Origin of the sequence: Streptomyces sp. NPDC100445 (assembly GCF_044759735.1) — a bacterium.
Classification (GTDB): Bacteria; Actinomycetota; Actinomycetes; order Streptomycetales; family Streptomycetaceae; genus Streptomyces.
The window spans coordinates 407,183-431,799 of the sequence record NZ_JBIVZV010000006.1 but is presented as its reverse complement, the minus strand read 5'-3'; the positions used below and the strand labels follow the sequence as shown (position 1 = coordinate 431,799).

19 protein-coding genes and 1 rRNA gene are annotated in these 24,617 nt (G+C 74.9%); 15 read left to right on the top strand and 5 right to left on the bottom strand.

Annotated features, from left to right (window positions below; genetic code table 11):
- Both rrf and ACIQVT_RS18250 read left to right on the top strand, forming a co-directional pair.
- A 5S ribosomal RNA gene (gene rrf / locus ACIQVT_RS18255) occupies positions 1–105 on the top strand; the annotation flags it as partial.
- Between the two features lie 1,456 nt (positions 106–1,561).
- Positions 1,562–2,506, top strand: a complete 945-nt coding sequence (locus tag ACIQVT_RS18250) for a hypothetical protein (protein WP_403754122.1) — start codon at positions 1,562–1,564, stop codon at positions 2,504–2,506.
- Positions 2,507–2,568: 62 nt separating this feature from the next.
- Here ACIQVT_RS18250 and ACIQVT_RS18245 read toward each other — a convergent pair whose 3' ends face one another.
- On the bottom strand, positions 2,569–3,852 hold the full coding sequence (locus ACIQVT_RS18245) for a DUF1015 family protein (RefSeq protein ID WP_403754070.1): 1,284 nt from the start codon (positions 3,850–3,852) through the stop codon (positions 2,569–2,571).
- Positions 3,853–3,926: 74 nt separating this feature from the next.
- Here ACIQVT_RS18245 and ACIQVT_RS18240 point away from each other — a divergent pair, with 74 nt between their 5' ends.
- The 4 genes from ACIQVT_RS18240 to ACIQVT_RS18225 are packed head-to-tail and all read left to right on the top strand — an operon-like array spanning position 3,927 to position 7,947.
- A complete protein-coding gene (locus tag ACIQVT_RS18240; RefSeq protein WP_403754066.1) occupies positions 3,927–4,955 on the top strand; it encodes an HAD hydrolase-like protein in 1,029 nt (342 codons plus the stop codon).
- Between the two features lie 60 nt (positions 4,956–5,015).
- Positions 5,016–6,059 carry a FecCD family ABC transporter permease gene (locus tag ACIQVT_RS18235; RefSeq protein WP_403754063.1) on the top strand — a complete coding sequence of 348 codons (1,044 nt, stop codon included), beginning with the start codon at positions 5,016–5,018 and terminating at the stop codon, positions 6,057–6,059.
- Positions 6,056–7,102 (top strand): FecCD family ABC transporter permease, encoded by a 1,047-nt coding sequence (locus ACIQVT_RS18230; protein WP_403754060.1) that lies wholly within the window; start codon positions 6,056–6,058, stop codon positions 7,100–7,102. Before ACIQVT_RS18235 ends, ACIQVT_RS18230 begins: the two co-directional genes overlap by 4 nt.
- Before the next feature lie 32 nt (positions 7,103–7,134).
- The gene (locus tag ACIQVT_RS18225) at positions 7,135–7,947 is read left to right on the top strand and encodes an ABC transporter ATP-binding protein (protein WP_403754057.1); all 813 of its coding nucleotides are present in this window, start codon (positions 7,135–7,137) and stop codon (positions 7,945–7,947) included.
- On the opposite strand, the gene ACIQVT_RS18220 is transcribed toward ACIQVT_RS18225, so the two are convergent.
- A complete protein-coding gene (locus ACIQVT_RS18220) occupies positions 7,931–8,278 on the bottom strand; it encodes a sterol-binding protein (protein ID WP_403754054.1) in 348 nt (115 codons plus the stop codon). The two genes, ACIQVT_RS18225 and ACIQVT_RS18220, sit on opposite strands and share 17 nt — an antisense overlap.
- Before the next feature lie 42 nt (positions 8,279–8,320).
- On the opposite strand from ACIQVT_RS18220, the gene ACIQVT_RS18215 reads away from it, so the two are divergent.
- From ACIQVT_RS18215 to ACIQVT_RS18190, 6 genes are all read left to right on the top strand, one after another.
- On the top strand, positions 8,321–8,599 hold the full coding sequence (locus tag ACIQVT_RS18215; protein WP_403754051.1) for a hypothetical protein: 279 nt from the start codon (positions 8,321–8,323) through the stop codon (positions 8,597–8,599).
- Between the two features lie 56 nt (positions 8,600–8,655).
- A complete protein-coding gene (locus ACIQVT_RS18210; protein ID WP_403754048.1) occupies positions 8,656–9,471 on the top strand; it encodes a TlyA family RNA methyltransferase in 816 nt (271 codons plus the stop codon).
- On the top strand, positions 9,468–10,373 hold the full coding sequence (locus ACIQVT_RS18205) for an NAD kinase (protein ID WP_403754045.1): 906 nt from the start codon (positions 9,468–9,470) through the stop codon (positions 10,371–10,373). Before ACIQVT_RS18210 ends, ACIQVT_RS18205 begins: the two co-directional genes overlap by 4 nt.
- A gap of 85 nt (positions 10,374–10,458) precedes the next feature.
- Positions 10,459–12,201: a DNA repair protein RecN gene (recN, locus tag ACIQVT_RS18200; RefSeq protein ID WP_403754042.1), complete on the top strand. Its 1,743-nt coding sequence runs from the start codon at positions 10,459–10,461 to the stop codon at positions 12,199–12,201.
- On the top strand, positions 12,198–12,959 hold the full coding sequence (locus tag ACIQVT_RS18195; RefSeq protein WP_403754119.1) for a hypothetical protein: 762 nt from the start codon (positions 12,198–12,200) through the stop codon (positions 12,957–12,959). The genes recN and ACIQVT_RS18195 overlap by 4 nt, the downstream gene beginning before the upstream one ends.
- A 281-nt stretch (positions 12,960–13,240) precedes the next feature.
- On the top strand, positions 13,241–14,386 hold the full coding sequence (locus ACIQVT_RS18190) for a glycosyltransferase family 4 protein (RefSeq protein WP_403754039.1): 1,146 nt from the start codon (positions 13,241–13,243) through the stop codon (positions 14,384–14,386).
- A gap of 5 nt (positions 14,387–14,391) precedes the next feature.
- Here ACIQVT_RS18190 and ACIQVT_RS18185 read toward each other — a convergent pair whose 3' ends face one another.
- The 3 genes from ACIQVT_RS18185 to ACIQVT_RS18175 form a co-directional block, all read right to left on the bottom strand.
- Positions 14,392–16,038 (bottom strand): PucR family transcriptional regulator, encoded by a 1,647-nt coding sequence (locus ACIQVT_RS18185; protein WP_403754037.1) that lies wholly within the window; start codon positions 16,036–16,038, stop codon positions 14,392–14,394.
- A gap of 50 nt (positions 16,039–16,088) precedes the next feature.
- The gene (locus tag ACIQVT_RS18180) at positions 16,089–17,471 is read right to left on the bottom strand and encodes an FAD-binding oxidoreductase (protein ID WP_403754034.1); all 1,383 of its coding nucleotides are present in this window, start codon (positions 17,469–17,471) and stop codon (positions 16,089–16,091) included.
- 72 nt (positions 17,472–17,543) lie between these two features.
- Positions 17,544–19,346 carry a glycoside hydrolase family 15 protein gene (locus ACIQVT_RS18175; RefSeq protein WP_403754117.1) on the bottom strand — a complete coding sequence of 601 codons (1,803 nt, stop codon included), beginning with the start codon at positions 19,344–19,346 and terminating at the stop codon, positions 17,544–17,546.
- A gap of 519 nt (positions 19,347–19,865) precedes the next feature.
- On the opposite strand from ACIQVT_RS18175, the gene ACIQVT_RS18170 reads away from it, so the two are divergent.
- The 3 genes from ACIQVT_RS18170 (at position 19,866) to ACIQVT_RS18160 (ending at position 24,501) form a co-directional block, all read left to right on the top strand.
- Positions 19,866–21,512: a CTP synthase gene (locus tag ACIQVT_RS18170; protein WP_403754031.1), complete on the top strand. Its 1,647-nt coding sequence runs from the start codon at positions 19,866–19,868 to the stop codon at positions 21,510–21,512.
- Between the two features lie 109 nt (positions 21,513–21,621).
- On the top strand, positions 21,622–22,248 hold the full coding sequence (locus ACIQVT_RS18165) for an NUDIX domain-containing protein (RefSeq protein ID WP_403754028.1): 627 nt from the start codon (positions 21,622–21,624) through the stop codon (positions 22,246–22,248).
- A gap of 168 nt (positions 22,249–22,416) precedes the next feature.
- Positions 22,417–24,501, top strand: a complete 2,085-nt coding sequence (locus ACIQVT_RS18160) for a tetratricopeptide repeat protein (protein ID WP_403754025.1) — start codon at positions 22,417–22,419, stop codon at positions 24,499–24,501.
- Positions 24,502–24,617 lie beyond the last annotated feature (116 nt).

The window sequence follows — 24,617 nt, the reverse complement described above, 5'->3', positions numbered from 1 at the left end:
AGCGTGAGGGAAACGCCCGGTTACATATCGAACCCGGAAGCTAAGCCTCACAGCGCCGATGGTACTGCAGGGGGGACCCTGTGGGAGAGTAGGACGCCGCCGAACAATCTTTGGAGGACCCCTGGTCCCAGCGTTCAGCTGGGACCAGGGGTCCTTTTGTTTTTACCATGCTTGTGTACCGACGACAGGAGTCACCATGTCCACCAACTCTCCCGACGACCGACCGGAGCGCGACCAGCGGCGACGGGACAGTGGTGACCGCGGCGACCGCGGCGACCGCGGTGACCGCGGTGACCGCGGTGACCGCGGTGGCTTCCGCCGTGACAACGACCGTCGTGACACCGGTCGCCGTGACAACGACCGCGGCGGCTTCGGCCGGCGTGACGACCGCGGCGGGGACCGTCCGGCGTTCCGCCGCGACGACCGTCGTGATGACCGCGGTGGCGACCGCGGCGGCTTCCGCCGTGACGACCGGCGCGACGACAACCGTGGCGGTGGCTACCGCCGTGAGGGCGATCGGACTTCGCGTCCGGCGTTCCAGCGTGACGACCGTGACCGTGGGCCGCGCCGGGACGACCGTGGCGACCGCCCGCCCTTCCGCCGGGACGACCGTGGCGACCGTCCGTCCTACCGCCGTGACGACGACCGGCGCGGCGACCGCGGCAGCGACCGCGGCGGCGACCGTCCCCCGTTCCGCCGTGACGACAACCGTGGCGGCGACCGTCCCCCGTTCCGCCGTGACGACAACCGCGGCGGCGACCGTCCGGCGTTCCGCCGTGACGACAACCGCGGCGGGGACCGTCCGGCGTTCCGCCGTGACGACAACCGCGGCGGGGACCGTCCGGCGTTCCGCCGCGACGACCGTCGTGATGACCGTGGTGGCGACCGCGGCGGGGACCGCGGTGGCTTCCGCCGTGACGACCGGCGCGACGACAACCGTAGTGGCGGCTACGGCGACCGCGGGGACCGTGGTGGTTACGGTGGCCGTCGTGACGACCGCCGCGAGGGTGACCGGAGTTCGCGTCCGGCGTTCCAGCGTGACGACCGCGACCGTGGGCCGCGCCGGGACGACCGTAGCGACCGCCCGCCCTTCCGCCGGGACGACCGTGGCGACCGCCCGTCCTACCGCCGTGACGACGACCGGCGCGGCGACCGCAGCAGCGACCGCGGCGGCGACCGTCCCTCGTTCCGCCGTGACGACAACCGTGGCGGCGACCGTCCGCCGTTCCGCCGCGACGACCGTGGCGACCGCCCCTCGTACCGGCGTGACGACCGCGGTGGTGACCGTCCGGCGTTCCGGCGCGACGACCGGCGCGACGACCGCCGTGACGACCGCGGTGGCTTCCGGGGTCGGGACGACCGTGGCGGGGACCGCGGTGGCTTCCGCCGCGACGACCGCCGGGACGACCGCGCCGGCGGCGGCCCGCGCCGTGACGACCGCGGCGGGCGGCCCGGTGGGTTCCGCGGCCGTGACGGGCGTGACGACCGCCGTGACGACCGTCGGGACGACCACCGTGGCGGTGGCCGGTTCCGTGACGAGCGGGACCGCGACCGGGAGCCGATCAAGCGGCTGCCGATCCCGGAGGACGTCACGGGCGACGAGATCGACAAGGACGTCCGGCAGGAGCTCCAGAGCCTGCCCAAGACGCTCGCCGAGGATGTCGCCAAGAACTTGGTGATGGTCGCCCGGCTGCTCGACGAGGACCCCGAGGGCGCGTACGGCTACTCCAAGGTGGCCCTGCGCCTGGCGTCCCGCGTGGCCGCCGTACGGGAGGCCGCCGGGTTCGCCGCGTACGCCACCCAGAAGTACGCCGAGGCGCTCGGTGAGTTCCGGGCCGCCCGGCGGATGACCGGCACCGTGGAGCTGTGGCCGGTGATGGCCGACTGCGAGCGCGGGCTCGGCCGGCCGGAGAAGGCGCTGGACATGGCCGGTGCTCCGGAGGTGCACAAGCTGGACAAGGCCGGGCAGGTCGAGATGCGGCTCGTCGCCGCCGGTGCCCGGCGTGACATGGGGCAGCTGGACGCGGCCATCGTGACGCTCCAGAGCCCCGAGCTGGCCTCCCAGTCGGTGCAGCCGTGGACCGCCCGGCTGCGGTACGCGTACGCCGACGCGCTGCTGGCCGCCGGCCGGGAGCGCGAGGCGCGCGAGTGGTTCGCGAAGGCCGTCGAGGCCGATCGGGACAGCAGCACGGACGCCTCCGACCGGCTGGCCGAGCTGGACGGCGTGGAGTTCGTCGACGCCCTGGCCGAGGAGGACCCCGAGGAGCCCGGCGTGTCCGAGGCGGCCGACCAGCCCGCCGAGGACGAGGACGCCGAGGACGCCCCCGAGGACGCCGAGGACGCCCCCGAGGACGCCGAGGACGCCCCCGAGGACGCCGAGGACGCCCCCGAGGATGCCGAGGACGCCCCCGAGGACGCCGAGGACGCCCCCGAGGACGCCGAGGAGGCCGCCGCGGCGGAGAAGTCCGGGGGTGCCGCCTCCCCGGAGGCCGGTGACAAGGACTGACCTCGGTCGGTGACGGAAGAGGGCGGGCTCCCCGGGGAGCCCGCCCTCTTCGTCGTTCCGGTTCAGATGTCCAGTGAGCGCAGCACCAGTCCGGAGGCCGGTTTCGGGCCGAACGACGTCGACTTGCGGGGCATCGTGACGCCCTGCCGGGCGAGGTCGCGGACGACCTCCTCGCGGACCGGGTGCATCAGCACGGCCGTACCGCCGTCCCGTTCGGCCTTCTCCACCGTCGCGGCCGTGTCGTGGATGTAGGCGATGTGGGCCGGGGAGTCCTCCGGGATCCGCCAGACGTGCTCCAGCAGCGTCCGGTGCAGGACCGTCGCGTCCAGGGAGCGCCAGGCGGCCGGGCGGTCCGCGGGGACGGTCCGGGCCAGCAGATCCGGGTCCGGACGGTCGAGGAGGTGGAAGGCACCGTCCCCGGCCAACAGGAAGGCGTTGCCCTCGCAGGAGGCGTCGGCGAGGACCTCCAGGGCCTCGGGCAGCCCCACGTCCAGACGCCGTGCCCGGAACAGGCCCGCCACGGCCGTCAGGGCGTCGGCGACCGGCAGGTCGTGGAGCAGCCGGTGGATGGCGCGGACCCGCAGCGGATAGCGGGCGGTGTCCACCAGGAGGACCAGGCCGTGGTCCCAGGGGCTCGGGGAGGGGTGCTCGTCGCGCAGCCGCAGGTAGGTGGCCCAGCGGTGGTGGCCGTCGGCGATCAGGGCCTGCCGGCCGGCGAGGTCGGAGCGGATTCGGGCGACGTCGCCGGGGTCGGTGACGGACCACAGCCGGTGGTGGAAGCCGTCCTCGGTGGTCGTGGCCAGCAGCGGCGGCCGGCCGGCGGTGGCCTCGACGACCTCGGCGGCGGCGCCGTCGCCCCGGTACGTCAGCAGGAGCGGCTCCAGGTTCGCGCGTGTGGCGCGCATCAGGGCCGCGCGGTCGGCGACCACGGGCGGCATGACGTCCTCGTGCGGGAGCACCACGCCCTCGGCGGGCTCGGTGACGCGCAGGGTCCCGATGATGCCGCGCTGGAGCATGCCGTCGGTGTCCCGCTGCTCGTACACGTAGAGGCCGGGTTCCGCATCCGCGGTGAGGACGCCCTCGTCCAGCCAGCGGCGCAGCGTGTCGGCCGCCTGCCCGGTGCGCGCGCTGGAGGTGCCGGCCTGCGGGAGGATCAGCCGGACGATGTTGTGGGGATCGGCGGACTGGAGGTGGTGCAGGCCGTCGGGGCGCACGACGACGTCGTAGGGAGGGGACGTGACGGAGGCGAGGCCGCCGACCCGGTCGGGGTCGTAACGGAGGCCTCGGAACGGGGTGAGTTCCAGGCCTCGGCGAGCCGTTGCCTCCGAGTGACCTGCTGTCTTCATCCCGGCATCGTACGTGGGGCGGGGCGGCGTGCGGGATGATCGGGGGAAAGCGAGCGAACGAGGAGCGATGCGACATGAGCCAGGGTGTCAGGACGAGGCCCGAGGGCAGTGGGCGGCCCCTGAGCGAGGTGTACGACACGGCGCTGCTCGATCTGGACGGCGTGGTGTACGCGGGCGGCAGCGCGATCGCGCACGCGGTGGACTCGCTGGAGGCCGCCCGAGAGGGCGGTATGCGTCTCGCCTACGTCACCAACAACGCGCTGCGCACCCCGGACGCCGTGGCCGGGCACCTCACGGAGCTGGGGATAGCGACGGAGGCCGGTGACGTCATCACCTCCGCGCAGGCCGTCGCACGGCTGGTCTCCGAGCAGGTGCCGGCCGGGGCGCGGGTGCTGGTGATCGGCGGGGAGGGGCTGCGGGTGGCGCTCGGCGAGCGCGGCCTGGTGCCGGTGGAGTCTGCGGACGACGACCCGGCGGCGGTCGTGCAGGGCTACGGCGGGCCCGACCTGCCGTGGGGGCGGTTCGCGGAGGCGTCGTACGCGGTGCGGCGCGGGGTGCCGTGGTTCGCGTCCAACACCGACCTGACGATCCCGAGCGGGCGGGGCATCGCACCGGGCAACGGGGCGGCGGTGGAGGTCGTGCGCATCGCGACCGGTGCCGAGCCCCAGGTGGCGGGCAAGCCGCTGCCCCCGATGCACCGGGAGACGATCATCCGGACCGGTGCCGAGCGCCCGCTGGTGGTCGGGGACCGGCTGGACACGGACATCGAGGGCGCGTTCCACGGCGAGGTGGACTCGCTGCTGGTGCTGACCGGTGTCACCGACGCGGCGCAGCTGCTGGCCGCGCCGCCGCGGCACCGGCCGACGTACGTGGACGCCGATCTGCGCGGGCTGCTCACCGGGCAGCCGGAGGTCACGGCCGAGGGCGACGGGTTCCGCTGCGGTGGCTGGACGGCGACGGCCGGGACCGGTGGGCTGACGCTGGAGGGTGACGGGGCGGCGCCGGACGGGCTGCGGGCGCTGTGCGCGGCGGCGTGGACGGCGGCCGGGGACGGCGCGTGCGAGCTGGACGCGGGCAAGGCGCTGGCCCGGCTGGAACTGTGAGGCCGCCGGGGTTGCGCACCGGGGATCGAGATCATAGGAAGGGTAGGCTACCCTAACCTGGTGTTGGTCGAGAGTCCTCCGGAACAGCGCGCGGATGCCGCGGCCGCGCCTCCAACCCGCCGAGCCGCCAGAGCCGTTGGGCTTCTGCTCGCGGCCGCGCTGCTGGCGCTCGTCGCCTTGGCGAGCATCGCGATCGGGGCCAAGCCGCTGTCGCCGGACCAGGTCTGGCACGGCCTGTTCCACGCCTCGGGGACGTACGGCGACGTCGTCGTCGACGACCGACTGGCGCGCACGGTCCTCGGGCTGCTGGCCGGCGCCGCGCTCGGCCTGTCCGGCGCGGTGCTCCAGGCGCTGACCCGCAACCCGCTGGCCGACCCCGGACTGCTCGGCATCAACGCGGGCGCCTCCGCCGCCGTCGTCACGGCCATGACCTACTGCGGCATCACCAGCCTGACCGGCTACGTGTGGTTCGCGTTCCTCGGCGCGGCGGCGGTCGGCGCCCTGGTGTGGTTCCTCGGCGGCAGCCGGGGCGCCACCCCGGTACGGCTCGCGCTCGCCGGTACGGCCATCAGCGCGGCCCTCTACGGCTATCTCCAGGCCGTGATGATCACGGACGGCGCGGCGCTGGGCAGGATGCGTTTCTGGACGGTGGGTTCACTGGCCTCGGCCACCGGCTCCACCATCCTCCAGGTGCTGCCGTTCCTCGCGGCCGGCACCGTCCTCGCGCTCGCCCTCGCCCGGCCGCTGAACGCCGTCGAGATGGGCGACGACACCGCCCGGGCCCTCGGCGCGCACCTGGACCGCACCCGCGCGCTGGCCATGCTGGCCGCCGTGGTGCTGTGCGGCGCGGCGACCGCCGCCTGTGGTCCGATCGTCTTCGTCGGGCTGATGGTGCCGCACGTGGTGCGTTCCTTCACCGGCCCCGACCTGCGCTGGATCCTGCCGTACGCCACGGTGCTGTCGCCCGTGCTGCTGCTCGGTGCCGACGTCCTCGGGCGGGTCGTGGCCCGGCCCGCCGAGGTCCAGGTCGGCATCGTGACCGCGGTCGTCGGCGGCCCGGTCTTCGTCTTCCTGGTACGACGGCGCAGGACGGCCCAGCTGTGAGGACACGTACCAGGAGCCGTGCCCTGCGCCTGCCCGGCGGGCTGTCCCTGCGGCTGGACCCGCGCGCCCTGACCGTCGTCCTGCTGGTGCTGGCCGCCGCGCTGGCCGCCGGGGTCGCGCTGATCGGCACCGGTGAGGCGGGCATACCGGTGGCCGGCGTGCTCCGGACGCTCACCGGGAACGGCACCGCCTACCAGGAGTTCATCGTCGAGGAGCTGCGGCTGCCGCGGGTCCTGGTCGGCCTGCTGGTCGGTGCGTCGCTGGGGCTCGGCGGCGCCCTGTTCCAGTCCGTCTCCCGCAACCCGCTCGGCAGCCCGGACGTGCTCGGCCTGTCGCAGGGATCGACGGCCGGCGCGCTGGTGGTGATCGTGCTGATGTCCGGCAGCGCCGCCCAGGTCACCGTCGGCGCGCTGATCGGCGGACTGGCGACCGGTCTCGCCATCTACCTGCTCGCCTGGAAGCAGGGCGTGCACGGGTACCGGCTGGTCCTGGTCGGCATCGGCGTCAACGCGGTCGTCACCGCCGTCAACGGCTACCTGCTCACCAAGGCCGACCTGGTCGACGCCACCCGCGCGGTCGTGTGGATGACCGGCTCGCTGGGCGGCCGCGACTGGGACCAGGTCCGGCCGCTGCTGGCCCTGTGCGCCGTGCTCGTCCCGCTGGTCCTCGTCAACGCGCGCGGCCTGCGGATGACCGAGATGGGTGACGACGTCGCCCACGCGCTCGGCGTCCGGGTGCAGCGCGTCCGGCTGCTGCTGATGGTGTGTGCCGTCCTGCTCACCGCCGCCGCCACCGCCGCCGCGGGCCCCGTCAGCTTCGTCGCGCTCACCGCGCCGCAGCTGGCCCGGCGCCTGACCCGCTCGCCGGGACCCAACCTGGTGCCCTCCCTCTGCATGGGCGCCGCCCTGCTGGTCGCCGCCGACTGGGCCTCCCAGCGCCTGTTCGGCGCGGACCAGCTGCCCGTCGGCGTCGTCACCGGTGTCCTCGGTGGCGGCTACCTGCTGTGGCTGCTGGTCGCCGAGCGCCGGGCGGGCCGGATATGAGCGGCGCGTCCCCGAACACCTGAAGGAGCACTGTGAACCGCCTGTCCGCCGAGAACGTCACCCTCGCCTACGACCGGCGCGTCATCGCGGACCGGCTGTCGGTGGAGATCCCCGACCACTCGTTCACGGTGATCGTCGGCCCCAACGCGTGCGGCAAGTCGACGCTGCTGCGGGCGCTGTCCCGGATGCTCCGGCCGGACCGGGGCCGGGTGCTGCTCGACGGGGAGGCCATCCGGTCGATGCCCGCGAAGAAGGTGGCGCGGACCCTCGGTCTGCTGCCGCAGTCGTCCGTCGCGCCCGACGGGATCACCGTCGCCGACCTCGTGGGCCGGGGCCGCTACCCGCACCAGGGCCTGCTGCGCCAGTGGTCGGAGCGGGACGAGCGGGTCGTCCGGGAGTCGATGCGGCGGACCGGGGTCGCCGACCTGGCCGACCGGTACGTCGACGAACTGTCCGGCGGACAGCGCCAGCGGGTGTGGATCGCCATGGCGCTGGCCCAGGAGACCCCGCTGCTGCTCCTGGACGAGCCGACCACCTACCTGGACATCCAGCACCAGATCGACGTCCTCGACCTGTGCGCGGAGCTGCACGAGACGCAGGGCCGCACCCTGGTCGCCGTGCTCCACGACCTGAACCACGCCGCCCGCTACGCCACCCACCTGATCGCCCTGCGCGGCGGGGAGGTGGTCGCCGAGGGCGCCCCGGCGGACATCGTCACGGCGGAGCTGGTCGAGGAGGTCTTCGGGCTGCGCTGTCAGGTCATCGACGACCCCGAGACCGGCACCCCGCTGGTGGTGCCGGCCGCCCGGAAGGCGCGGGCGGGGCGGGTCACAGCAGCTTCCTGAGCCGGAACAGGTCCAGCAGGCTCGCCTCCAGCCGGACCCGGCCCGAGCCCCAGGCGGTCGCGAAGTCCAGCCGGCCGCCCACCAGGTCCACCAGGTCGTCCCCGGTCAGGGCGAGCCGGATCTGCGCCCGCTCCCGCGGCGCCCCCGGGTGGGTGCCGGCCACCTCGATCCGGCCGCCGGTCAGCCGGCCCGCGAAGGTGAGGTCGAGGTCGGTGAGGTGGCAGCTCACCGAGCGGTCCAGGGCGGCGGCGGCGCGGACGTCGCCGCCGGCCCCCGACATGTTGTCCGAAAGCTTGCCCAGTGCGGCGCGGCACTCCTCGATCGTGGCCATCGCCACCGACGGTACCCCAGCCGTTCGGGGTAGCGTCTGGGCATGAGCGAGTCCGTGTCCGAGGCCGGGACCGACGCCGCGACGGAGCCCGCGCACGGCCCCGCCGCCCCGGCCCCCCTGAACGTCCCGCGCACCCCCACCGGCGACGCCGCGGTCGACGCCCTGCTGGAGCGGCTGGCCGACGCCGGCCACCTCGCCACCGACGGGCACACCGCGGTGTACGAGGATGTACACCGGGGGCTGCGGGACGCGCTCACCGCGCTCGACGCCCGCCCGGGACCGCCGGCCGCGGACCGTGACCCGACCGCCGCCCCCCGGTGAGGCCCGCCGGGCCGCACCCCCCGACCGCCGTACGAATAGCAGGAGCTGAACCGAACGTGGCAGGAGTCGCACGCCGCCGTCTCGACGCGGAGCTGGTCCGCCGTAAGCTCGCCCGCTCGCGCGAGCACGCCGGCCAGCTCATCGCCGCCGGCCGGGTCACCGTCGGCAGGACCGTGGCGACCAAGCCGGCCACCCAGGTGGAGGCCGCGGCGGCGATCGTGGTCCGCGCCGACGACAGCGACCCGGACTACGTGTCCCGCGGCGGCCACAAGCTCGCCGGCGCCTTCGCGGCCTTCGTGCCGCTGGGTCTCGCGGTCGAGGGCCGGCGCGCGCTGGACGCCGGCGCGTCCACCGGCGGGTTCACCGATGTCCTGCTCCGCGCGGGCGCCGCCCACGTCGTCGCGGTGGACGTCGGGTACGGGCAGCTCGCCTGGAGTCTGCGCAACGATGAACGCGTCACCGTCAAGGACCGTACGAACGTACGCGAGTTGACGCTGGAGGCGATCGATGGGGAGCCGGTGGATCTTGTCGTGGGCGATCTGTCCTTCATCCCGCTCGGCCTGGTGCTGCCCGCCCTGAAGCGGTGCGTGACGCCGGACGCCGACCTGGTGATGATGGTGAAGCCGCAGTTCGAGGTGGGGAAGGAACGGCTCGGCAGCGGAGGTGTCGTACGGAGTCCGCAGTTGCGGGCGGAGGCCGTGCGGGGAGTGGCCCGGAAGGCCTGGGAGCTGGGACTCGGGGTGCGTGGCGTCACCGCGAGCCCGCTGCCCGGGCCCTCCGGGAACGTGGAGTACTTTCTCTGGCTGCGGGCGGGAGCACCCGAGGTGGACCCGGCCGACGTCGACCGTGCAGTGGCGGAGGGGCCCCGGTGACACAGAACACGGCGCGTACTGTCTTCCTGCTCGCCCACACCGGGCGGCCCGCGGCGATCCGCAGCGCGGAACTCGTCGTCAAGGGCCTGCTGCGGCACGGCATCGGGGTGCGGGTGCTGGAGGAGGAGGCCGTCGACCTGCCGCTCCCGGACGAGGTGGGGCTCGTCAAGGAGGCCACCCCGCAGTGCCTCGACGGGTGCGAGCTGCTGATCGTGCTCGGCGGTGACGGCACCCTGCTGCGCGGCGCCGAGTTCGCGCGGGCCTCCGGGGTGCCGATGCTCGGCGTCAACCTCGGGCGCGTCGGGTTCCTCGCGGAGGCCGAGCGGGACGACCTGGACCGGGTGGTGGACCGGGTGGTGGCACGCTCCTACGAGGTCGAGGAGCGGATGACCGTCGACGTCGTCGTGCACCGCAACGGGGACATCGTGCACACCGACTGGGCGCTGAACGAGGCGGCCGTGCAGAAGGCCGGTGCGGAGAAGCTGCTGGAGGTCGTGCTGGAGATCGACGGGCGGCCGGTGACGGGGTTCGGGTGCGACGGCGTCGTGCTGTCCACGCCGACCGGGTCCACGGCGTACGCGTTCTCCGCCGGCGGACCGGTGGTGTGGCCCGAGGTGGAGGCACTGCTGATGGTGCCGATCAGCGCGCACGCCCTGTTCGCCAAGCCGCTGGTCACCTCGCCGGACTCGGTGCTCGCCGTGGAGGTGCTGCCGCACGTCCCGCCCGGGGTCCTGTGGTGCGACGGCCGGCGCACCGTCGAGCTGCCGCCGGGGGCGCGGGTGGAGGTGCGGCGGGGTGCCGTGCCGGTGCGGCTGGCCCGGCTGCACCACTCGTCGTTCACGGACCGGATCGTGGCCAAGTTCGCGCTGCCGACGACCGGATGGCGGGGCGCGCCGCACTAGCCGGCCGCGGGGCCCGCCGTTCGGCCCGGCCCACTCGCGGGGGTGACACGGGCGGGCCATGTGCGCTCCCCGCCCCGGACCTCGTATGGTCTGTTCCGTGTTGGAGGAGATGCGGATACGGTCGCTCGGGGTCATCGACGACGCTGTGGTCGAGCTGTCACCGGGGTTCACCGCCGTGACCGGTGAGACGGGTGCGGGCAAGACCATGGTGGTCACCAGCCTGGGGCTGCTGCTCGGTGGCCGGGCGGACCCGGCGCTGGTGCGGATCGGCGCCGACAAGGCCGTCGTCGAGGGGCGGATCGCCGTGCCCGCCGACGCCGCCGCCGTCACCCGGGCCGAGGAGGCCGGCGCCGAGCTGGACGACGGGGCGCTGCTGATCAGCCGTACCGTCTCCGCCGAGGGCCGCTCCCGGGCGCACCTGGGCGGGCGCAGCGTGCCCGTCGGGCTGCTGGCCGAGCTGGCCGACGACCTGGTGGCCGTGCACGGGCAGACCGACCAGCAGGGGCTGCTGAAGCTGTCCCGGCAGCGGCAGGCCCTGGACCGGTACGCGGGCGAGGCCGTCGCCGTGCCGCTCGCCGCGTACACGCGGGCGTACCGGCGGCTGCGGGCCGTCTCCGCCGAGCTGGAGGAGATCACCACGCGCGCCCGGGAGCGGGCGCAGGAAGCCGATCTGCTGCGGTACGGGCTGGAGGAGATCGCCGCCGTCGAGCCGCGGGCCGGGGAGGACACGGAGCTGGCCGAGGAGGCCGAGCGGCTCGGGCACGCCGAGGCGCTCGCGTCCGCCGCGACGGTCGCGCACGCCGCCCTCGCGGGCAACCCCGAGGACCCGGAGGGCATCGACGCCTCGACCCTCGTCGCGGGCGCCCACCGGGCGCTGGAGGCCGTACGGGCCCACGACCCGGCGCTGGCCGCGCTCGCCGACCGGACCGGGGAGATCGGGATCCTCCTCGGCGACGTGGCGGGCGAGCTGGCCGGATACGCCGACGACCTGGACGCCGACCCGCTGCGGCTGGCCGCCGTGGAGGAGCGCCGGGCGGCGCTCACGGCCCTGACCCGCAAGTACGGCGAGGATGTCGACGCCGTCCTGGCCTGGGCCGAGCAGAGCGCCGCGCGCCTGACCGAGCTGGAGGGCGACGACGAGCGGACCGGGGAGCTGACGGCCGAGCGGGACGCCCTCCGTGCCGAGCTGGGCGGGCTGGCGCGGACGCTGACCGACGCGCGGAGCGAGGCCGCCGAGCGGTTCGCCGCCGCGGTCACCGCCGAGCTGGCCTCGCTGGCGATGCCCCACGCGCGCGTGTCCTTCGACATCCGGCAGACCGAGGACCCCGAGGGCGTGGAGGTCGGCGGCCGCACGGTCGCCTACGGGCCGTCCGGCGTCGACGAGGTCGAGCTGCTGCTCGCCCCGCACCCCGGTGCCCCGCCCCGGCCCGTCGCCAAGGGCGCGTCCGGCGGTGAGCTGTCCCGGGTGATGCTGGCCGTGGAGGTCGTGTTCGCGGGCACCGACCCGGTGCCGACGTACCTCTTCGACGAGGTCGACGCCGGAGTCGGCGGCAAGGCCGCGGTCGAGATCGGGCGGCGGCTGGCGAAGCTCGCCCGGACCGCGCAGGTCGTCGTGGTCACCCACCTGCCGCAGGTCGCCGCGTTCGCCGACCGGCAGCTGCTGGTGGAGAAGACCGACGACGGATCGGTCACCCGCTCCGGCGTGAAGGTCCTGGAAGGCGAGGACCGCATCCGCGAGCTGTCCCGCATGCTGGCGGGCCAGGAGGACTCCGAGACGGCCCGCGCGCACGCGGAGGAACTCCTGGCGACCGCGAGGGCCGACCTCTGAGCCGTCCCCGCCCGCCGCGACCGTCCCGCGCCCTCCTCCTCGCCGCCGGGCTCACCCGGGCCGCCCAGACCCTGCTGCGGGCCCGGCCCCCCGGCGGACGGGAGCGCTGGGAGCGCATCAACCACGCCGGGCGCGCCGTGGGGCTGTACGCCGGCCCGGCCGCGGCGCTCGGCGCGGCCCTCGCCGTGGCCCGGCTGCGGCCCGGGGCCGGGCTCGCGGTCCTCGCCGCCGGGGCGTGCGGGGCCTACGACGACGTGGCCGGGGACCACCGGCGCGGCTTCCGCGCCCACCTGGGGGCGCTGCGCCACGGCGAGGTCACCAGCGGCGCCGTCAAACTGTTCGGCGTCTCGGCGGCCGGGCTGGCCGCCGGGGCCCTGCTGACGCAACACCCGCTCGACCGGCTGCTCGCCGGGGTCGCCGTCGCGGGCACCGCCCATCTGGTCAACCTCGTCGACGTACGACCGGGACGGGCCGCCGGCGCGGTGCTGCTGCTCGGCGCGCCGGCGGCGCTGCGCGGCGGGGCCGGCGGGCAGCCGGCCGCCGGTGTGCTGGGGGCGGCCGCGGCCGTGCTGCCGGAGGACCTGGCGGAGCGGACGATGCTGGGGGACACCGGGGCGCACGCGCTCGGCGCCGCGCTGGGGGCGGCGCTGGTGGCGGGGAACCGGCGCGCGGGACTGCTCGCGCACGCGGCGGCAGTGGTGGTCGCGGCCCGGTACGGGGACCGGGTGAGCGCCTGGGCGGCCGCCGCGCCGCGCTGACCTCGCCCGATGCCGAGCACCGTTCGGCCGTGGCGCGATCTGCCTCCCCCGTGTGGGTGATGTGCTCCGGCGCATTGCCCCGGCCCGCCGCGCGGTGCGCCCTCCCGGCTGTGTCTGAACGGCCGTACGCCCTGGCATGCTTGGCGGGGAACGGGGGGCGGGCGACGGGTCCGGACCGGCCGCGCGGGAGGCGCGCGGGGTGCGCCCTTCCGGCCCCCTGAGCCCGCTACCTTCGGTACGTTTCCCCGTACCGCCCCACGCGAACCAGGAGCCCCGGCCACGTGACCCCCGTGAGCAGCAACGCACCGCACGGCCGGTCGCCGCTGCGCACCGTGCAGGTGCTCGGCGGGGGCGACGCCGGCAGCGGCGCCCACGTGCGTTCCCTGGCCGAGGGGCTCGTCGCGCGGGGCGTGCGGGTCACCGTGTGCGCCCCCGTCGAAGCCGAACGCGCCTACGACTTCACCGGGGCCGGCGCCGAACACGTGCACGTGCCGCGCAGCAGCGACCCGGTCTCCGTGGCCGCGCTCCGGACCGCCTGCGCCCACGCCGACCTGGTCCACACCCACGGGCTGCACGCCTCCTTCCGCACCGTGCTCGCCCTCGGTGGACGCGGCACCCCGCTGGTGGTCACCCGGCACGGCCGCACCCACGCCGAGGGCCCCCGGGCGCAGTTGCTGCGGGTGCTGGAGCGGCGGGTGGCACGGACCGCGACCGTGGTCCTCGGCACCAGCTCGGACCTGGTCGACCGGGCCCGGCGGCACGGTGCCCGCGACGCCCGGCTCGCGGCCGTCGCCCTGCCCGGCCGGCGCCGGCCCGGACACCCGGCGGACCCCGACGGGGCCGACCCGCTGCCGCCCAAGACCCGGGCCGAACTCGGCGCGACCGGGCGCCCGTTGCTCGTCGCTGTCGGCTCCCTGGACCGGCAGCGCGGCTACGGCGTGCTGCTCGACGCGGCCCGGGCCTGGCGGGACCTCGACCCGGTGCCGCTGGTGGTGATCGCCGGCGAGGGGCCGCTGCGGCCGGTGCTCCAGCGCCGGATCGAGGACGAGGGACTGCCGGTGCGGCTCGTCGGCCGCCGGGACGACGTGCCCGAGCTGCTCGCCGCCGCCGACCTGGCGCTGCTGACCAGCAGGTGGGAGTCGCGGTCCGTCCTCGCCCAGGAGGCGCTGCACGCGCGCGTGCCGCTCGTCGCGACCCGCGTCGGCGGCATCCCGGACCTCGTCGGCGACGCGGCGGCCCTCGTCCCGTACGGCGACCCCGAGGCCCTGGCCGGCACCGTCGTACGGCTGCTGGCGGACCCCGGGTGGTGCGCGCGGCTGCGCGAGCGCGGGACGCGGCAGGCCGCGACGTGGCCGACGGAGGACGAGACCGTCGCCCAGGTGCTCAGCGTGTACGACGAGCTGACCCGGCCCAGGCCCCTCGCCTAGGACCCCTAGGGCACGTGGCGGCGGGCCCGCAGGGCCAGGCCGAGGGCCAGGACCGTCTGGGGGTCGTCCAGGTCGGTGCCCAGCAGTTCACCGATCCGGGCGAGCCGGTTGTAGAGGGTCTGCCGGTTGAGGTGCAGCTCGCGGGCGGTCTCCGCCTTGCGGCCGGCGTGCGCCAGGTACGTCTCCAGGGTGGGCAGCAGCGGCGGCCTGGAGCGGTGGTCGTGGTCGCGCAGCGGGCCGATCGCGCGGTCGACGAAGGCCGCCAGGTCCGGGTGGTCGCGCAGCCGCCACAGCAGCAGGTCGATGTCGAGGCGGCGGGCGTCGTACCAGGGCCGGTCGGTCAGGCCCTGGGCAGCGGCCGCCGTCTCCGCCGCGTGCCGCAACCCCGCCGAGGCCGCCGCCCAGCCGCCGGCCACGCCGACGACGACCACCGGGGGAGGGGAGCCCGGCCGCCGCATCCCGGCGCGTTCCGCCCCCGCCCGCAGCGCCGCCGCCACCCGGTCCGCGACCGCCGCCCGCTCCGACTCCGAGCGCAGCCCCAGCAGCACCGGCACCCGTCCCTCCACCGGCCGCACCCCCAGCAGCACCGGTACGCCCACCGCGGCCAGCTCCTCCGAGACCGCCCGCGCCAGCACCGCCCAGCTCCCGCCGGGGGAGAGGGTGTCCCCGACCCGCATGACGACGGGCAGCAGCGGGCCGTCGCCGGGCTTGAAGCCGAGCACCCGGGCCTGCGCCGGCGCGGCCTCCGCGGCGATCCGGCCCTCGGCGAGGTCGGTGAGGAAGTCACCGCGCCCGCGCGCCGCCAGCTCCTCCTCCTGCCGGGCCTGCATCAGCACCACCGCCAGGATGCCCGCGGCCCGCTCGGCGGCGATCCGGTGCACCGGGGCCAGCGGCGCCCGCACCGGCAGCAGCACGAGGCGGGCGCGTACCGAGGCCGTCGTGCCCGGCCCGCCGCCCGGCACGTCCACCAGGACCGAACCGGCCGGCGGCGGCGCGTCCTTGTGCGGGTCGCGCAGCCCCTCCCACACCTGGAGCGGGTCCGCGCCCTCCGGCCCGGCCCCGGCGGCGTACAGCAGGCGCCCGTCGGCCGTCTCCAGGAACACCGGGTTGCCACCGAAGTCGGCCAGGATGTCCAGCACCTGCGGTATCCCGCCGCCGCCCAGCAGGGCCTCGGTGCACCGCCGGTGCACCTCCTCCGCCCGCTGGAGCAGCGCGTAGTGGTGGTTGACGATCTCGGTGTGGATCTCCTCGGTCACCGCCACGAACGGCACCTCGCGGTGCAGCTGGACCAGGGGCAGGCCGGCCGTCCGGGCCGTGTCCACCAGGGCGGCGGGCAGCCGGGCGAACCGCGGACCGAGCTCCACCACCAGGGCGGCGATCCCGCGCTCGGCGAGGGTGCGGACGAACGCCCGCTGCTCGGCCGGGCGGGTGCCCACGCCGTACCCGGTGGTGAGCAGCAGCTCGCCGCCCTTGAGCAGCGAGGCGATGTTCGGCACCTCGCCGGCGTGCACCCATCGCACGGTACGGCCCAGCCGGTCGGCGCCCGCCAGGATCTCCGGCAGTCCGCTGCGCAGCCCGGGCAGCTCCAGCGCCCGCTGCACGGTGATGCCGGCGCCCCGGGTGTCGAAACGGTGGTCCGTACGGCTGTCCATGCAGCGGACGCTACCTGCGCGAACGGCCCGGCGACAGCTCGGGCGGGCGGCTACACCGGCCTGATGTTGTGGTTGACGCGGAACACGTTGTCGGGGTCGTACCGTCGCTTCACCTTCTCCAGGCGCAGGGTGTTGCCGGCGCCCAGTCCCGCCCGCACGCGCTCGGGGCCCTCGTCGCCGATGAGGTTGAGGGGGACCGCGCCCGTGCTCCACGGCCGCAGCGCGGCGCACGCGTCCCGGACCCAGCCGGTCGCCCGCTCGTCGCCGGCGGGCTCCCGCCAGAGGGCGAACGGGTGCGCGGACCAGGGAGCGTCCCGGTACGGCACCGGGTAGGCGTCCGGGCCGGCGGCGACCGCCCCGCCCTGCGCGAACAGCAGCCGTCCGCAGCCGGCCGGCGCCGGGCCGCCGTCCGCGCTGCCGCAGAGGACGTCCACCGACTCGTCCGGCAGCCCGGCCAGGCACTGGGCGGACCAGTGGCCGCGCAGCCCGGCCGGGACGTCCAGCATGCACTGCACGTCCGCGTAGGGCATGTCACCGGCCAGCTCCACCTCGTGCGGCAGCGCCAGCAGCGGCCCGGCGAGAGCGCGCAGCCCGTCCTCGCCGCCCGCGTACGTCAGCAGCACCGCGCACATCGGTGTGCCCACCAGCCGCTCCGGCACGAACTCCGCGGCCGGCGCGGTCCCGTACAGCACGGCGCCGCCCAGCTCGCCGGGTCCGCCGGCGGCGACGTCCCGGAAGGCGCGGACCGCGTCGGGGCCGGACCGCGGGGGGTACAGCAGCAGCACGACGGAGAACTCCGGCAGCTCGTGCAGCCGCAGGGTGAGCGCGGTGGCGATCCCGAAGTTGCCGCCGCCGCCGTGCAGCGCCCAGAACAGCTCGGGGTTCTCCTCGGCGCTCGCGTGCACCGGCTCGGCGTCGGCGGTCACCAGCTCCACCCCGAGCAGGTTGTCGGCGGCGAGACCGAAGGCCCGGTCCAGCCAGCCGGTGCCGCCGCCCAGGACGAGACCACCGAGACCGGTCGTGGAGACCCGTCCGCCGGTGGTGGCGAGGGCGTACGGCTCGGTGGCCCGGTCCAGGTGGCCCGTCGTGGCGCCGCCCGCGACCCGGACCGCCTCGGCCGCCGCATCGACGCTCACCTGGTGCATCCGCCGCAGGTCCACCAGCAGCGACCCGTCACCGCGCGCCGCGCCGGCCAGGCCGTGCCCGCCGCCGCGCACCGAGATCGGCAGGTCCAGCTCCCGGCCGAAGCGGACCGCCCGGACCACGTCGGTGGCGTCCGCGCACTGGGCGATCACGGCCGGCCGCCGGTCGACCACCGCGTCGAAGACCGCGCGGGCCTCGTCGTACCCGGGGTCCGCCGGGGCGAGCACCGCGCCGACCAGGTCGTCGCGCAGCGCGTCGAGGGCCGCGCCCGCCTTCGAGAGGGAAGCCATGGGCGCCCCCTTCCGAAAAGCAGGGGCTGTCGTCGGCTTCCAGCCTAGGCGGGCCCGGTCGCCCGGTCGCGTTCAGCCGCCGTACGCCCCCGAGGCGGTCAGGCGCAGCGCCGTGTCGATCAGCGGGACGTGGCTGAACGCCTGCGGGAAGTTGCCGACCTGCCGCTTCAGGCGCGGGTCCCACTCCTCGGCAAGCAGACCGAGGTCGTTGCGCAGGGAGAGGAGCTTCTCGAACAGCCGGCGCGCCTCGTCCACCCGGCCGATCATCGCCAGGTCGTCCGCCATCCAGAACGAGCAGGCCAGGAAGGCGCCCTCGTCGCCGGGCAGGCCGTCGACGCCCGCGCTGTCGCCCTCCGTCGGGTAGCGCAGGATGAAGCCGTCCGAGGTGGACAGCTCCCGCTGGATGGCCTCGATGGTGCCGATCACCCGCTTGTCGTCCGGCGGCAGGAAGCCCATCTGCGGGATCAGCAGCAGCGAGGCGTCCAGCTCCCGGGAGCCGTAGGACTGGGTGAAGGTGTTGCGCTCCTCGTCGTAGCCCTTCTCGCAGACATCCCGGTGGATGTCGTCGCGCAGTTCCTTCCAGCGCTCCAGCGGGCCGTCCGCGTCACCGGACTCGATCAGCTTGATCGTGCGGTCCACCGCCACCCAGGCCATCACCTTGGAGTGCACGAAGTGCCGGCGCGGGCCGCGCACCTCCCAGATGCCCTCGTCCGGCTCCTGCCAGTGGTCCTCCAGGTAGCGGATCAGCTTCAGCTGGAGCAGCGAGGCGTAGTCGTTGCGGGCCAGGCCCGTCATGTGGCCCAGGTGCAGGGCCTCGGTGACCTCGCCGTACACGTCCAGCTGGAGCTGGTGCGCGGCGCCGTTGCCGACCCGGACGGGGGCCGAGTCCTCGTAGCCCGGCAGCCAGTCCAGCTCGGCCTCGCCCAGCTCCCGCTCACCGGCGATGCCGTACATGATCTGGAGGTTCTCCGGGTCGCCGGCCACCGCCCGCAGCAGCCACTCGCGCCAGGCGCGGGCCTCCTCGCGGTAGCCGGTGCGCAGCAGCGAGGAGAGGGTGATCGCCGCGTCGCGCAGCCAGGTGTAGCGGTAGTCCCAGTTGCGCACGCCGCCGATGTCCTCGGGCAGCGAGGTGGTGGGGGCCGCGACGATGCCGCCGGTGGGGGCGTACGTCAGCGCCTTCAGGGTGATGAGCGAGCGGACGACCGCCTCACGGTAGGGCCCGTGGTACGTACAGTGCTCGACCCACTCGCGCCAGAAGGTCTCCGTCGCCTCCAGCGACTGCTCCGGCTCGGGCAGCGGCGGCGGCTGCTTGTGCGAGGGCTCCCAGGAGATCGTGAACGCGATCCGGTCACCGGGGGCGACCGTGAAGTCCGCGTACGTGGTCAGCGCCTTGCCGTAGGTCTCGGCCTCCGTGTCGAACCACACGGAGTCCGGTCCGGCGACGGCCACCGTGCGGCCCTCGTGCTTGTGCACCCAGGGCACCACACGGCCGTAGGAGAACCGCATCCGCAGGGCCGAGCGCATCGGCACCCGGCCGGTGACGCCCTCCACGATGCGGATCAGCTGGGGGGCGCCGTCGCGCGGCGGCATGAAATCGGTCACGCGGACCGTGCCGCGCGGGGTGTCCCACTCGGATTCCAGGATCAGCGAGTCGCCGCGGTAGCCGCGCCGGGCGGCCGTGGGCGGCTCCGCGTCGGCCGCGTGAGCCGGGCCGAGCCGCCAGAAGCCGTGTTCCTCGGTGCCCAGCAGGCCGGCGAAGATGGCATGCGAGTCGAAGCGGGGCAGGCACAGCCAGTCCACCGTGCCGTCCCGGCAGACCAGTGCCGCGGTCTGCATGTCTCCGATGAGTGCGTAGTCTTCGATGCGCCCGGCCACGTGCAACTCCAGTCGAACGGCCACGTCACCCCCGAGCAGGGGGATATCGCTTAGTGCGGTCAAGGGGATCGTTGTTGTGCGTCGTTGAGCGGTGAAGCAAAGCAGCCCGCCGAGCCCTGAGGCAATACGACAGTCCTTGCTCAACGAACTGCCGCGCTCTCGTTGTTCCGGGATGATGCAGCGGGGGTGTGCCGTCTTTTCCGGCCGGGCTCGGCAGCGAGTGTCCGAGCAGGATACGACGCACGTAGATGATCCGCGCGCCGCTCCGGACAACGCGTGTAGGCCGAACGGGTGACCGGCGGGTGAGAACTGTCCGTAGTGGCGCTCCCACCGGTGCGGCCCGTGCCCGGCCGTGCGCGGAGCGTGCCCGGGAGCCATCCCGTCCGGGCGCTGATACGCTGGTAGCCCGTGGAGCGGTGGGCGACGAACCCCCGAACCGCAGCGACGGCACCCGGGCCCTTCCCGCCCGGCCAGCCGCCCCGCATCACAGACAGCGACCACGGGAGCCCCCTCTTGGCCATGCCCTCCAAATCCACGACGACCAAGCACATCTTCGTCACCGGGGGTGTCGCCTCCTCGCTCGGCAAGGGCCTGACGGCCTCCAGCCTGGGCATGCTGCTCAAGGCCCGCGGTCTGCGCGTCGTGATGCAGAAGCTCGACCCGTACCTGAACGTCGACCCGGGCACGATGAACCCGTTCCAGCACGGTGAGGTGTTCGTCACCAACGACGGCGCCGAGACCGACCTGGACATCGGCCACTACGAGCGCTTCCTCGACCGCGACCTCGACGGCAGCGCCAACGTCACCACCGGCCAGGTCTACAACACGGTGATCGCCAAGGAGCGCCGCGGCGAGTACCTGGGCGACACCGTCCAGGTCATCCCGCACATCACCAACGAGATCAAGCACCGCATCCGGCGCATGGCGACCGACGCGGTCGACGTCGTCATCACCGAGGTCGGCGGCACCGTCGGCGACATCGAGTCGCTGCCGTTCCTGGAGACCGTCCGCCAGGTCCGCCACGAGGTCGGCCGGGACAACGTCTTCGTGGTGCACATCTCGCTGCTGCCGTACATCGGCCCGTCGGGCGAGCTGAAGACCAAGCCCACCCAGCACTCCGTGGCCGCGCTGCGCAACATCGGCATCCAGCCGGACGCGATCGTGCTGCGCTGCGACCGCGAGGTGCCCACCGCCATCAAGCGGAAGATCTCGCTGATGTGCGACGTGGACGAGGACGCGGTCGTCGCCTGCCCGGACGCCCGCTCGATCTACGACATCCCGAAGACCGTGCACGGCGAGGGCCTGGACGCCTACGTCGTCCGCAAGCTCGACCTGCCCTTCCGGGACGTGGACTGGACGACCTGGGACGACCTGCTCGACCGCGTCCACAACCCCGACCACGAGATCACCCTCGCGCTGGTCGGCAAGTACATCGACCTGCCCGACGCCTACCTCTCGGTCACCGAGGCGCTGCGGGCCGGCGGCTTCGCCCACCGCGCCCGGGTCAAGATCAAGTGGGTGACCTCGGACGACTGCAAGACCCCGGCCGGCGCCGAGGCCCAGCTCGGTGACGTCGACGGCATCTGCATCCCCGGCGGCTTCGGCGACCGCGGTGTGCTCGGCAAGGTCGGCGCCATCCGCTACGCCCGCGAGAACCGGATCCCGCTCCTCGGCCTCTGCCTGGGCCTCCAGTGCATCGTGATCGAGGCGGCCCGCAACCTGGCCGGCATCCCGGACGCCAACTCCACCGAGTTCGACCCGGCCACCGGCCACCCGGTCATCTCCACCATGGCCGAGCAGATGGACATCGTCGCGGGCGAGGGCGACATGGGCGGCACGATGCGGCTGGGCATGTACCCGGCCAAGCTCGCCGAGGACTCCATCGTGCGCGAGGTGTACGACGGCAAGGAGTACGTCGAGGAGCGCCACCGCCACCGCTACGAGGTGAACAACACCTACCGCGCGGAGCTGGAGAAGAAGGCCGGCATCCTGTTCTCCGGCACCTCCCCGGACGGCAAGCTCGTCGAGTACGTGGAGTACCCGCGGGACGTCCACCCCTACCTGGTGGCCACCCAGGCCCACCCCGAGCTGCGCTCGCGGCCGACCCGCCCGCACCCGCTCTTCGCCGGCCTCGTGAAGGCGGCCGTCGAACGCCAGCAGGGCTGAGACACGCGGAAGATCGCCGACAGGCGCACCGGTTGTACGGTGGCCGGGGTGCACACCTCCTCCAGGTGGGCACCCCGGTTTTCTCGGTGCGCACGTGGAAGGACAGGGCATGACGATCAAGGACACCCCCGAGGAGTGGGAGATCCGGGCGACGGACACCCCGTTCGTGGGCGGCAAGACCTCCGTCCGCACGGACGAGGTGGTCATGCCCGACGGCTCGGTGGTCGGCCGTGACTACCAGGTCCACCCCGGCTCGGTCGCCGTCCTCGCCCTGGACGAGGAGGACCGGGTCCTGCTCATCAACCAGTACCGGCACCCGGTCCGGCACAAGCTGTGGGAGATCCCGGCCGGCCTGCTGGACGTGCCGGGCGAGAACCCGCTGCACGCCGCCCAGCGGGAGCTGTACGAGGAGGCGCACGTCAAGGCCGGCGACTGGCGGGTGCTGACCGACGTCTACACCACCCCCGGCGGCTGCGACGAGGCCGTACGCGTCTTCCTCGCCCGGAACCTGTCCGAGTCCGAGCGGGAGCGGTTCGCGGCGGAGCACGAGGAGACCGACATGGAGCACGCGCGCGTGCCGGTCGAGGAACTGGTGCGCCGGGTGCTGGCCGGGGACGTGCACAACAACTGCCTCGTCGTCGGCGTCCTCTCCCTGGTGGCGGCGCGCGGCGGGGACGGCTTGGACGCGCTGCGCCCGGCCGACGCCCCCTGGCCCGCGCGCCCCTTCACCTCCTGACCCGTCATCCGTCCGGCCTACTGGTGTGACGATCGCCTGATCCGATCGGGCGATCCGTCCGCCGCGCTCCTCCCGGGACGTAGCAGAGCGTGAACTAGGCTCTGCAAAACGCCCGTACCGGAAGACACCGGCGGGCTTTGCGCGTGCGGTGGGACGGGAGTGTGGCCCGTGACGGATCAGGCGGTGGACACAGGCGAGGTGCGGCTGTCCGCGCACCCGGCCACGCGGGACCGTTTCCTGGGGCGCGCACGGGAACTGAAGGAGCTGCGCGCCGACATCGAGCGGGCGGGCCTGGACACGCTCTCCGGCCGCAAGGCGCCCCGCGCGCGCGTGCTGCTCATCGCCGGCCGCCCCGGTTCGGGCCGTACCAGCCTCGCCGAGGAACTCGTCCGACAGGTCGCCGACCGCTACCCCGACGGGGTGCTGCGGGCCCGGCTGAGCGAACCGGACGGCACGCCGGTGCCCGTCGAGCGGGCCGCCCGCGAGCTGCTGGGCGCCCTGGGCCTGCCCGCGCCGGCCGGGGCCGCCGAGGACGACCTCACCGCGGCCCTGCGCGCCGCCCTCGCCGGCCGGCGCATGCTGCTCCTGCTGGACGACGCGGCCGGCGCCGACCAGGTCGACGCGCTGCTCCCGGAGACCCCCGACTGCCTGGCGGTGGCCGTCTCCAAGGGCCCGCTCACCGGCATCGCGGACGTACGGCCCTGCACCCTCGGCGGGCTGGACACCAAGTCCGCGGTGGAGCTGCTCACCCGATACGCCGGCGCGGTCCGCGTCACCGTCGACCCCCGCTCCGCGGAGAGCCTGGCCGAGGCGTGCCAGGGTCACCCGGCCGCGCTCGTCCTGGCCGGCGGCTGGCTGGCGGCCCGGCCCCAGGCAGCCGTCGCCGACCTTGCCAGGCGGATGCACGCGGACGTCGATCCCGGCGCCGACGTCCCCGGCGGCGCGGACGCGGGCCCGACCTCCCGCATCCTGCGGCTCGTGTACGAGGAGCTGCCCGGCCAGGGCGCCCGGATACTGCGGCTGCTCAGCCTCGCCCCGGCCGGCCTGGTCGACCCGCACACCGCCTCCTCGCTGGCCGGCTGCTCGGTCGACGCCGTCCGCGCCGTCCTGGACGACTTCGTCACCCTCGGCCTGCTGCGCGCGGCGGACTCCCCGCTGCCCCAGTACGACGTCCCCGGCTGGCTGCACCCGCTGCTGCGCGTCCTCGCCGAGAGCCAGGAGCGGCCCGCGGAACTCCAGCTGGCCCGGGCCCGGATGCTGGAGCGGACGGTGCGGCTGCTGCACTCCTGCCGGGTCATCACCGAGACGGACAGCCCGCAGACCCGGCAGAAGCTGAGCGCCATGCCCCGGGAGGTGCGCTTCCCCACCCCGCGGGCGGCGGCCGACTGGCTGCGCATCCGGCGGCCCGCCCTGCTGGCCTCCGCCCGGCTGGCGGTGGCCGACGGCGAGCTGGACACTCTGGCCAGGCGGCTGTTGTCGCAGCTGGTCAGGGCCGTCGCGGCGCACGTCGGCACCCAGGCCGCCGCGCCCGACCTGTACGGCGTGCACGGTCTGGTCCTCGATGTCGCCGAGCGGCGGGGGCTGCCCCGGGAGAGGGCCGCGGCGCTGCTGAACCTCGGTGACCTGGACGCGCAGACCGGCCGGACCCGCGACGCCCTGGCCCGCTACCGGGCCGCCCTGGAGGCGGGCCGCGAGGCGAACGACCCGTACGCGACCGGCCGCGCGATGGAATCCGTAGGCGGCGCCCACCAGGAGCTGGGCGACTACGACCGGGCCGCGGACTGGTTCGGCCGGGCCCTGGCCGAGCGGCTGGCCCGCGGCGAGCACCCGGAGGCCGCCCGGCTGTACGGCCGGATCGCCACCACGCACACCTACGCCGGCCGGTACGGCGAGGCGCTGAGGAACTGGCGGGCCGCGCTTGCCGGCTACCGCAGGAGCGGTGATGTCGCCGCCAGCGCGCGGGCGTTGAGCGAGATCGCCCGGGTGCAGGAGTACGCGGGGCGGCCCGAGGAATCGCTGCGCACCTGCCAGGAGGCCGTGGAGTGGGCGAGGCGCGCCGAGGACGTCCGTCTGCACGCCGCGCTGGAGCTGCGGCTGGCGGACACCCTGGACCGGATCGGCGACCCGGCGTCGGCCCGCCTGCACCGCGCGGCCGCGGAGCGCATGCTGGTCGAGGAGCCGCCCGAGGGCGGCATGGACCAGGAAAAAGGCGCTGACGCCTGCGAAATCCGCAGCCCATCCGACGAAGATTGATGCAATGAAAGGCTAGACAGCCAGAACGCCTTCATTAGACTGGCTCTGCCGCTCGTTCTCCTGCGGTGTCTCCCGGTGTGCCCGTCATGCCTGGGTATGTCATGCAATGCACCCCC